This is a genomic window from Mycobacterium sp. NAZ190054, from assembly GCF_001545925.1.
Classification (GTDB): domain Bacteria; phylum Actinomycetota; class Actinomycetes; order Mycobacteriales; family Mycobacteriaceae; genus Mycobacterium.
The window spans coordinates 1-9,704 of sequence record NZ_LMVQ01000129.1; the positions used below are offsets into that span (position 1 = coordinate 1).

Sequence of the window (9,704 nt, forward strand, 5' to 3'; positions counted from 1 at the left end):
CGGGGTCGAGCCAGCGGTCCCAGTCCCGTTCGCTGACCGTCAGCGGCATCCGGTCGTGGATGTCGGCGAGCGGTCCGGCGGCGTCGGTGGTGATGATCGTGCAGCTCAGCAACGGTTTGGCGTCCTTGTCGGCGTTTTTCGGTCGCCACGTCGACCACAACCCGGCCATGAACAACGGCTCCCCGTCGCCGGCGTACATGAAGAACGGCGTCTTGGCCCCCTTCTCGCCGCGCCACTCGTACCAGCCGTCCATCGGCACCAGGCACCGCTTGGCCTTGGCCGAGCTCCGGAACGCCGGCGAAGACGTGACCTTGTCCGAACGGGCGTTGATCAGCAGCGGGCCCTTGGTGTCCGGGGCGCCGTCGTCGGTGGCCTTGGCCCACGGCGGCACCAGACCCCAGCGCATCAGCCGCACCCGGCGCGTCGATTCGTCGTCGGGCTCGGTGTGGCGTTTCACGACGGTCGCCACCCTGGTCGTCGGCGCCACGTTGTAATTCGGCGCCGAGGCGTCCTTGGTCTCGGCGGTGGCCTCGTCGATGGCTTTGATCTTCTCGGCCAGCAGCGCCGGATCGGTCGTCACCGCGAATCGTCCGCACATGGTGTCCATGGTTCCAGACCCGGTGAATCCGGCGCGAGACGCGACGTCCAGGGTGCTTTGCCGCGCCGGATTCGCGACAGGGAACAATGAACCCGTGCACACCTGGCCGGCCCCGTCGACAGCGACGCCCATCCACGCGACGGTCACCGTGCCGGGCTCGAAATCGCAGACCAACCGGGCTCTGGTGCTGGCGGCGCTCGCGGTCCCGCAGGGCACCTCGACCGTCGGCGGCGCGCTGCGCAGCCGCGACACCGACCTGATGATCACCGCACTGCAGGGCCTCGGGGTGACGGTGGAAGCCGACGACAGCGACCCGACCGAGTTGACGGTCAGCGGCGCGTTGGCCCCGCAGACCGGCGCCCGTATCGACTGCGGGCTGGCCGGGACGGTGCTGCGGTTCGTCCCGCCCGTCGCGGCGCTGACCACCGAGACGGTCACGTTCGACGGTGACGAGCAGGCCCGCTCGCGACCGATCGCGCCGCTGCTGGACGGATTGCGCGGGCTCGGGGTCGACGTCGACGGCGACGGGCTGCCGTTCGCGGTGCGCGGCGACGGGTCGGTGCGCGGCGGCACGGTGGAGATCGACGCGTCGGGGTCGTCGCAGTTCGTGTCCGGTCTGCTGCTCTCCGGCGCCGCGTTCACCGAGGGGCTGACCGTCGTGCACACCGGGGGCACGGTGCCGTCGGCGCCGCACATCGCGATGACGGTGTCGATGCTGCGCGACGCCGGCGTCGAGGTCGACGACTCCGCCGACGGCCGCTGGCGGGTGGCCCCGGGCCCGATCGCGGCCAGGCACTGGGCCGTCGAACCCGACCTGTCCAACGCGGTGCCGTTCCTGGCCGCCGCCGTGATCAGCGGTGGCGCCGTCCGGATGATGGGCTGGCCGGCTGTCAGCACGCAGCCCGCCGACACCATCGTGTCGATCCTGAGCAGCCTGGGAGCCGAAGTGCGGCAAGGCGATTCGTATCTGGAGGTGCAGGGCGCGACGGCCTATGACGGTATCGACGTCGACCTGCGCGAGGTCGGAGAGCTCGCACCGTCGGTCGCGGCGATGGCCGCGCTGGCGACCCCGGGCTCGGTGTCGCGGCTGCGCGGCATCGCGCATCTGCGCGGGCACGAGACCGACCGGTTGGCGGCGCTGAGCGCCGAACTCAACCGCATCGGCGGCCAGTGCGAGGAGACCGACGACGGCCTGCTGATCACCGCCCGGCACATGCACGGTGGGCGGTGGCAGTCCTACGCCGACCACCGGATGGCCACCGCCGGCGCGATCGTCGGGCTGCGGGTGCCGGGCATCGAGGTCGAGGACATCGGCACCACGGCCAAGACGTTGCCCGATTTTCCGCAGCTGTGGGCCGACATGCTCGCCGGTCAGTCCGACCTCCAGGCGGGCGCTTGAGCAAGCGCGAATACGACGAGTCCGATGTCCGGATCCGGCCCGGACGCGGCTCCCGTCCGCGCACCAAGACCCGCCCCGACCACGCCGACGCCCAGCAGGCGATGGTCGTCACCGTCGACCGGGGCCGCTGGGGATGTGTCCTCGGCGGTGATCCCGCCCGCCCGGTGACGGCGATGCGCGCCCGCGAACTGGGCCGCACCCCGATCGTGGTCGGCGACGAGGTCGACGTGGTCGGCGACCTGTCCGGCCGCGCCGACACGCTGGCCCGCATCGTGCGTCGCGGGGAACGCCGAACACTGTTGCGGCGCACCGCCGACGACACCGACCCGACCGAGCGGGTGGTGGTCGCCAACGCCGATCAACTGCTGATCGTGGTGGCGTTGGCCGACCCGCCGCCGCGCACCGGCCTGGTCGAGCGGACCCTGATCGCCGCGTACGCCGGCGGGCTGGTGCCGATCCTGTGTCTGACCAAGACCGATCTGGCGCCGGCGGAGCCGTTCGCCGAACAGTTCCGCGACCTCGACCTGATCATCACCACCGCGGGCCGCGACGACCCGCTCGAAGCAGTCGATTCGCTGCTGACCGACAAGGTCACCGCGCTGCTGGGCCACTCCGGGGTCGGCAAGTCGACTCTGGTCAATCGCCTTGTCCCCGATGCCGATCGGGCCATCGGCGCGGTCACCGACGTCGGCAAGGGCCGGCACACCTCGACCCAGTCCGTCGCGTTGCCGCTGCAATCGGGCGGCTGGGTGATCGACACCCCGGGCATCCGCTCGTTCGGGTTGGCGCACATCGCGCCCGACGACGTCGTGCTGGCGTTCTCGGACCTGGCCGACGCGATCGACGACTGCCCGCGCGGATGCGGGCACATGGGTCCGCCCGCCGATCCTGAGTGTGCGCTGGACGGGCTGACCGGCGCGGCCGAGGGCCGGGTTCGCGCGGCGCGCCGGTTGCTCGCCGCGCTGCGGGAAGGTTGACCCCTGCGTCGCGTGTTGTGCGCTGGGAAGCTGTTTGCATGGCCTGCCTGCCGGGCACGCTGTCGATGAAGAGTTAGGAGCGATTTTGAGCCACATACCCACGATCGAACTGAATGACGGCAACACGATTCCGCAGCTGGGTTTCGGTGTTTACCAGGTCCCGCCGGACCAGACGGCCGCGGCGGTGCGATCGGCGCTGGAGATCGGCTACCGCCACATTGACACCGCCGAGATGTACCAGAACGAGCAGGGCGTGGGACAGGGCATCCGTGAGGCCGGCATCGACCGCGCCGAGGTGTTCGTCACCAGCAAGCTCAACAACGGTTTCCACAAGCCCGACGACGCCCGGCGCGCGTTCGACGCCACCCTCAAGGCCCTGGAGTTCGACTATGTCGACCTGTTCCTGATCCACTGGCCGCTGCCCACGCTGTACGACGGTGACTACGTGTCGACCTGGAAGACCCTGGAGGAGTTCAAGAAGGACGGCCGCGCGCGCAGCATCGGCGTGTCGAACTTTCAGGTCGCGCACCTGCAGCGGCTGGCCGACGAGACCGGCACCGTGCCCGCGGTGAACCAGATCGAGGTGCACCCGTACTTCGCCAACGACGAGGTCCGGGCCTACGGCCGGCAGCACGGCATCGCGACCGAGGCGTGGTCGCCGATCGCGCAGGGCAAGGTGCTCGACGATCCCGTCGTCACCCGCATCGCCGGGGCCACCGGCAAGACGCCGGCGCAGGTGGTCCTGCGCTGGCACATCCAGCGCGGCGACATCGTCTTCCCCAAATCGGTGACACCGCAACGCATCAAGGAGAACTTCGCGCTGTTCGACTTCGAGCTCGGCGACGACGATTTCGCCGCGATCTCCGGTCTGGACCAAGGCGAGTCCGGCCGCATCGGACCGAACCCGGACACGTTCGACTTCATCCCGAGCTAGCCCGGGAAACACGGAACTCGCCCGCCATCAAGTGATGGCGGGCGAGTTTCGGGTGTCTTGCCTCCGGTTCAGGCGGCCAGGTCCTGCTGTTTGATCGCGGCCTTCGCGGCGACCTTCGCACGCCGGCGGCGGCGCACCGCGGCGATGGCCGTCTTCAGCCCGCGCCGCTCGGACGGGTCGAGCTCGGCGAACATCCGCTCACTGCGGGTCTCCGGCGCGTCGTCGGCAGTGTCGTGCAGGAACCGGTCCGGCAGCGACAGCTTCGCGATCGTCCGCCACGACTTGCCGTACTGAACCAGGAACGAGCCGGTGGTGTAGGGCAGGTCGTACTTGTCGCAGACCTCGCGCACCCGCAACGAGATCTCGTACAGCCGGTTGCTGGGCAGGTCCGGGTACAGATGGTGCTCGATCTGGTGACAGAGGTTTCCGCTCATGAAGCGCAGCACCGGGCCGTTCTCGAAGTTCGCGCTGCCGAGCATCTGCCGCAGATACCACTGCCCGCGGCTCTCGCCGATCATGTCGGTCTTGGTGAATTTCTCTGCGCCGTCGGGGAAATGGCCGCAGAAGATCACGGCGTTGGCCCACACGTTGCGGATGACGTTGGCGACCGCGTTGGCCTTCATCGTCGACTTGAACGTCGCCCCCGGCGACAGCGACGTGAGCGCGGGATATGCGACGTAGTCCTTGAACAACTGCTGGCCGGCCTTGATGCCGAACTCGCGGACCCGCACCAGCGTGGCCCTGCGGTCGTCGCGGCCCTTGAAGATCTTGCCGAGCTCCAGGTGCTGCAGACCCACGCCCCACTCGAAGCCGACCGCCAGCATCGTGTTGAAGAACAGATTGAGCACGTTCATCGGCCGCCACCGCTGATCGCGCGTCACGCGGATCAGGCCGTAGCCCACGTCGTCGTCCATGCCGAGGATGTTCGTGTACTTGTGGTGCATGAAGTTGTGGGTGAAGCGCCAGTGCTTGGAGGCGCCGCTCATGTCCCATTCCCATGAGGAGGAATGGATCTCGGGATCGTTCATCCAATCCCACTGCCCGTGCATGACGTTGTGGCCGATCTCCATGTTCTCGATGATCTTGGCCACGCCCAATGTCGCGGTGCCGGCCCACCAGTACCTGCGCTTGGAGCTGCCCGCCAGCATCAGCCGGCCGGCCACCTCGAGCGCGCGCTGGGCGGCGATGGTGCGGCGGATATAGCGCGCATCGCGCTCGCCTCGGGAGTCCTCGATGTCCTGGCGGATTGCGTCCAGCTCGCGGCCGAGATTCTCGATGTCGGCCTCGGTCAGATGGGTGAACTCTGGAACGTCGGTGATCGCCATAATCAGCCTCCTCTCTTCTACCTACGCTACCGTAACCTACGTCCACGTAGGTTACTAGTCAGTAAATGTCACACGTCGAGCGTGCAATCCCCCGATGCCGCCGACACACACGTCTGCACGCGGGTCCCCGGCTCGTGCTCGACACCGGTGCGCAGGTCGCGCACGTGGCCGTCGAGCAGCCCCACCACGCACGACTGGCAGATGCCCATCCGGCAGCCGAACGGCATCCGGATCCCGGCGGCCTCGCCCGCATCCATCAGTGATGTCGCACCGTCGACGGTGACGGTCCTGCCCGACTTGGAGAACTCGACGGTGCCGCCGCTGCCGTGCGAGGCCCGCGTCACCGCGAACCGCTCCAGATGCAGCCGGTCGGCGATGCCGGCGGCCGACCAGGTGTGTTCGGCGGCAGACAGCATGGCCTCGGGCCCGCAGGCCCACGTCTGGCGATCACGCCAGTCGGGCACGACGTCGTCGAGGCGGCCCATGTCGAGGCGCCCCTCGGTGCGCGTGGCCCGCAGACGCAGCCGGTACCCCTCGTGCCCGGCGGCGAGTTCGGACAGTTCGGCGGCGAACATCACGTCGTCCTCGGTCGGCGCCGAGTGCACGTGCACCACGTCGCCGATCTGGCCGCGGCGCGCCAGGGTGCGCAGCATCGACATCACCGGGGTGATCCCCGAACCCGCGGTCAGGAACAGCACCGACGCCGGCGCCGGGTCGGGCATCACGAAATTGCCTTGCGGCGCAGCCAGTCTCACGATCGTCCCGGGCGCGACGCCGCCGACCAGGTGGGTCGACAGGAAGCCCTCCGGCATCGCCTTGACGGTGATGGTGATCGTGCGCGAACCCTTGCTGGTGATGGGGCTGCTGGTCAGCGAGTAGGACCGCCAGCGCCACCGGCCGTCGACGAGCAGGCCGATGCCGATGTACTGGCCCGCCTCGTAGTCGAACGAGAACCCCCACCCCGGCTTGATGACCAGCGTGGCCGAGTCGACGGTCTCCCGGCGCACCTCCAGCACGCGGCCGCGCAGCTCGCGGGCCGACCACAGCGGATTGGCCAGCTTGAGGTAGTCGTCGGGCAACAGCGGTGTCGTGATGCGGCCGGCCACGGTGCGGAGCAGGTGCCAGCCGGGCCGGTCCTTGGCCCCGGCGACGGTGGGCCGCACGGTGTCGGCCACCTTGGCGGTGTTCTTGATGGTGTTCTTGGCCATGACGGCTGCTCCTACCCGGCTTGCGGTGGCTGTGGGTGGCTTACCCATCAAAGCGATGCTTCAACCTACGGTACCGTAACTTACGGAACCGTATCCATCCTCAGAGCAGGTCCAGCAGGAACGGGAACTCCTGCGGCGCGTACCACGCGAGGTCGTGGTCCTGGGCGTCGCCGACGGTCAGCTCGGCGTCCTCGTCGCCCAGGTCGGCGGCGTCGATCACCGCCATCGCGGCCAGCACCGCGGGCTCCGCCGCGGACGTGTCGACGTAGCCGGCGATCACCCGTCCGATCGGGACGGCACCGGAGATCCGCACCACCGCGTCGTCGAGGTCGGGCCGCAGGGTGACGCCGCCCGCCGCGTCGTCGAGGTCGGCCTCGACGACCACCCGACGCGGCGGCAGTCCCTCGGTGCCCTCGTCGTCGAGGATGCGCAGCGACGCCAGCGCGGCCTCTCGCAACGCGACGTCGGCGAGCTCGTCCTCGTCACCCTCGGCGTAGGCCTCCCGCAACGCGGGCGTCACCGCGAACGCGGTCCCGTTGACGGGGCGCAGGCTCTGATCGGCGACCAGGCGCTGCAGCATGGCCAACGTTGCGGGGACGTAGACGCGCACGGACCTGAGGGTAGCCGCCCCGGCCGCCTGCCCCGCTCAGCGCGACGCGCTCGGCTCGTCGTCGTCGGCGTCGGTGTCGGCGTTGTCGTCGGCGTGCGGGTCCTTCTCGACCGAGATGACGAAGTCGTCGCCGTGCTGGGTGACCCCGGCGATCACCGCGCTGTTGACCGCCTCGACGGCGTATTCGCGCCGCACGATCTTGGGGTCCCGGCGCAGGTCCTTGACCAGCGCCACCGCCAAGCCGACCATCACCAGCACGAACGGCAGCGCCGCAATGATCGTGATCGACTGCAGGCCGGTCAGCGCGTCCTCGCCGCCGACGAGCAGCATCACCGCGGCGACGGCGCCGGTGGCCACACCCCAGAACACCACCGTGCCGCGGCCGGGTTTGATGGTGCCCTTCTGCGACAGCGAGCCCATCACGATCGACGCCGCGTCGGCGCCGGAGACGAAGAAGATCGCGACCAGGACCATCACCACCACGCTGGCGACGGTCGCGATCGGGTACTGCTCGAGCAGCGTGAACAGCTGCTCCTCCACGCCGCCCTCACCGGCCAGGTCGGTGCCGCTCTGTTGCACGTTGATCGCCGAACCGCCGAACACCGAGAACCAGATCAGCGAGACCATGCTCGGCACCAGCAGCACGCCGCCGACGAACTGCCGGATGGTGCGGCCGCGCGAGATCCGCGCGATGAACATGCCGACGAACGGCGTCCACGACACCCACCACGCCCAGTAGAAGATCGTCCACGACTGCAGCCACGCGTTGACGTCGGCGCCCTCGGCCCCGGTGCGCGCCGACATCATGCTCAGGTCGGCGAAGTAGCTGCCGAGGGTGGTGGGCAGCAGGTTGAGGATGAACACCGTCGGGCCCACCACGAACACGAACATCGCCAGCAGGACGGCCAACACCATGTTGATGTTGGACAGCCACTGGATGCCACGGGCCACCCCGGACACCGCCGACAGCACGAAACACAGTGTCAGCACGGTGATGATGACGATCAGGATGGCGTTGCCGGTCTCGCCGATGCCGCCGACGATCTGCAGTCCGCTGCGAATCTGCAGCGCGCCCAAGCCCAGTGAGGCCGCCGACCCGAACAGTGTGGCGAAGATCGCCAGCATGTCGATGACCTTGCCCCACGGACCGTTGGCGCGTGCCCCGATCAGCGGTTCGAACGCCGCGCTGACCAGCTGCAGACGTCCCTTGCGGTACACGCCGTAGGCGATGGCGAGCCCGACCACGGCGTAGATCGCCCACGGGTGCAGGCTCCAGTGGAACAGCGTGGTGGCCATCGCGTTCTGCACGGCCTCGGGGTTGCCCTCGGGGCCGGTGCCCGGCGGCGGGGTCGCGAAGTGTGACAGCGGCTCGGCGACCCCGAAGAACATCAGCCCGATACCCATGCCGGCGCTGAACATCATCGCCACCCACGAGATGCCGTTGAACTCCGGCGCCTCGTCGTCGCGGCCCAGCGGGATTGTGCCGTAGCGGCCCAGCGCCAGGTAGAGCACGAACACGACGAAGCCCGTGCTGGTGAGCACGAACAGCCAGCCCGTGTGGTCCATCACCCAGGTCAGCGCCGTGCTGGAGGCGTCGGCCAGTGACTCGGTGCTCACGAAGCCCCACGTCAGGAAGGCGACCGCGATGACGGCCGTGACACCGAACACGACCCAGTCGACACCGCGCGGGCGGGTGATCCGGTCTTCTTCGACGGGGATGTCGAGCACCGGGTGTGGTGTGGTCTCGATGTCCCTTTCGGTAGACGGAACGACGGTCGCCTGTTGCTCGGAGAAGTCAGCCATCAGAGAACATTCGACCCTTGCGGCGTTGTCGCGTCAAATTCCGGGTTCGCCACGATCGCGTCACCGTGCGGCTTCGACCAGCTCGTCGAGGCTCTCGCGGAGCAGGCTGGGCAGCATGTCGACGTCGCTCATCGCGTCGCGGTCGGCGTTGATGCCGAAGTACAGCATCCCGTTGTAGGACGTGACCCCGATCGCGAGGATCTGGTTGTGCAGCAGCGGCGGCACGGCGTAGCTCTCCAGCAGTTTGGTCCCGGCGATGTACATCTGGTTCTGCGCTCCCGGCGCGTTGGTGATCAGCAGGTTGAACAGCCGCGCCGAGAAGCTCGTCGCGACGCGGATCCCCATGGCGTGCAGCGTCGGCGGCGCGAAACCCGACAGCGTGATGATGGTGCGGGCGTCGACCAGGCTGGGTGCGGTCGGATGCGTCTCGGTGGCGTGGGCGATCTGCGACAGTCGGACCACCGGATTCGCTTCTCCCACAGGCAGATCCACCAGGAACGGCGCCACCTCACCGACCACCTGGCCGGGGCCGGTGGAGTCGATCTCGGCGTCCGGGTAGACCGGCATCGGCGCCATCGCGCGGACCGTGGTCGACGCGCGCACCGGCTCCCCGCGGGACAGCAGCCAGTTGCGGAGCGCGCCGGCGACCATCGCGAGCACCACGTCGTTGACGTCGCAGTCGTAGCGGGCGCGCACGGCGCGGAACTCGTCGAGGCTGCCCGAGGCCCGGTGGCGGGGAGGGATACATCACCTCCCAGAAGCGCAGCGCGCGTGAGTCCTCGTCCTCGGCGAGCAGAGCGTGCAGCAGCGTCGTCCCGGACCGCGGCTCCCCGGTGGCGAAGAGCGGGGC

At 69.1% G+C, this 9,704-nt stretch carries 8 protein-coding genes and 2 pseudogenes; 3 read left to right on the forward strand and 7 right to left on the reverse strand.

All coding sequences use genetic code 11. The features are described 5' to 3' along the window. Positions 1 to 598 (reverse strand): SOS response-associated peptidase (locus tag ASJ79_RS11095; RefSeq protein WP_067955079.1); only part of this gene is annotated, 598 nt, incomplete at its 3' end. Between the two features lie 94 nt (positions 599 to 692). Between ASJ79_RS11095 and aroA the strand changes: the two genes are divergently transcribed. The 3 genes from aroA to ASJ79_RS11110 all read left to right on the forward strand — a co-directional run bounded on the left by aroA (position 693) and on the right by ASJ79_RS11110 (position 3,908). After that, positions 693 to 1,997: a 3-phosphoshikimate 1-carboxyvinyltransferase gene (aroA, locus tag ASJ79_RS11100; RefSeq protein ID WP_067955063.1), complete on the forward strand. Its 1,305-nt coding sequence runs from the start codon at positions 693 to 695 to the stop codon at positions 1,995 to 1,997. Then, positions 1,994 to 2,974, forward strand: a complete 981-nt coding sequence (gene rsgA, locus ASJ79_RS11105) for a ribosome small subunit-dependent GTPase A (protein WP_067955065.1) — start codon at positions 1,994 to 1,996, stop codon at positions 2,972 to 2,974. The genes aroA and rsgA overlap by 4 nt, the downstream gene beginning before the upstream one ends. Positions 2,975 to 3,059: 85 nt before the next feature. Continuing rightward, on the forward strand, positions 3,060 to 3,908 hold the full coding sequence (locus ASJ79_RS11110) for an aldo/keto reductase (protein ID WP_067955067.1): 849 nt from the start codon (positions 3,060 to 3,062) through the stop codon (positions 3,906 to 3,908). A 68-nt stretch (positions 3,909 to 3,976) separates the two neighbouring features. On the opposite strand, the gene ASJ79_RS11115 is transcribed toward ASJ79_RS11110, so the two are convergent. The 6 genes and pseudogenes from ASJ79_RS11115 to ASJ79_RS30890 all read right to left on the reverse strand — a co-directional run. Further along, positions 3,977 to 5,233 carry a fatty acid desaturase gene (locus ASJ79_RS11115; RefSeq protein WP_067955069.1) on the reverse strand — a complete coding sequence of 419 codons (1,257 nt, stop codon included), beginning with the start codon at positions 5,231 to 5,233 and terminating at the stop codon, positions 3,977 to 3,979. A 68-nt stretch (positions 5,234 to 5,301) separates the two neighbouring features. Then, a complete protein-coding gene (locus tag ASJ79_RS11120; RefSeq protein ID WP_067955071.1) occupies positions 5,302 to 6,441 on the reverse strand; it encodes a ferredoxin reductase in 1,140 nt (379 codons plus the stop codon). A gap of 100 nt (positions 6,442 to 6,541) precedes the next feature. Beyond that, positions 6,542 to 7,021: a hypothetical protein gene (locus tag ASJ79_RS11125; RefSeq protein WP_156448378.1), complete on the reverse strand. Its 480-nt coding sequence runs from the start codon at positions 7,019 to 7,021 to the stop codon at positions 6,542 to 6,544. A 66-nt stretch (positions 7,022 to 7,087) separates the two neighbouring features. Beyond that, the gene (locus ASJ79_RS11130) at positions 7,088 to 8,854 is read right to left on the reverse strand and encodes a BCCT family transporter (RefSeq protein ID WP_067955077.1); all 1,767 of its coding nucleotides are present in this window, start codon (positions 8,852 to 8,854) and stop codon (positions 7,088 to 7,090) included. Positions 8,855 to 8,914: 60 nt separating this feature from the next. Beyond that, positions 8,915 to 9,580: pseudogene (locus tag ASJ79_RS11135) on the reverse strand (WS/DGAT domain-containing protein); the annotation flags it as partial. After that, positions 9,543 to 9,704 (reverse strand): annotated as a pseudogene (locus tag ASJ79_RS30890) (sulfotransferase); the annotation flags it as partial. The pseudogenes ASJ79_RS11135 and ASJ79_RS30890, both read right to left, overlap by 38 nt.

Bases quoted from the DNA above. Each gene is read 5' to 3' on its own strand.
- ASJ79_RS11115 (WP_067955069.1), bottom strand. From the start codon at position 5,233: ATGGCGATCACCGACGTTCCAGAGTTCACCCATCTGACCGAGGCCGAC.
- ASJ79_RS11120 (WP_067955071.1), bottom strand. From the start codon at position 6,441: ATGGCCAAGAACACCATCAAGAACACCGCCAAGGTGGCCGACACCGTG.
- ASJ79_RS11125 (WP_156448378.1), bottom strand. From the start codon at position 7,021: ATGCTGCAGCGCCTGGTCGCCGATCAGAGCCTGCGCCCCGTCAACGGG.
- ASJ79_RS11130 (WP_067955077.1), bottom strand. From the start codon at position 8,854: ATGGCTGACTTCTCCGAGCAACAGGCGACCGTCGTTCCGTCTACCGAA.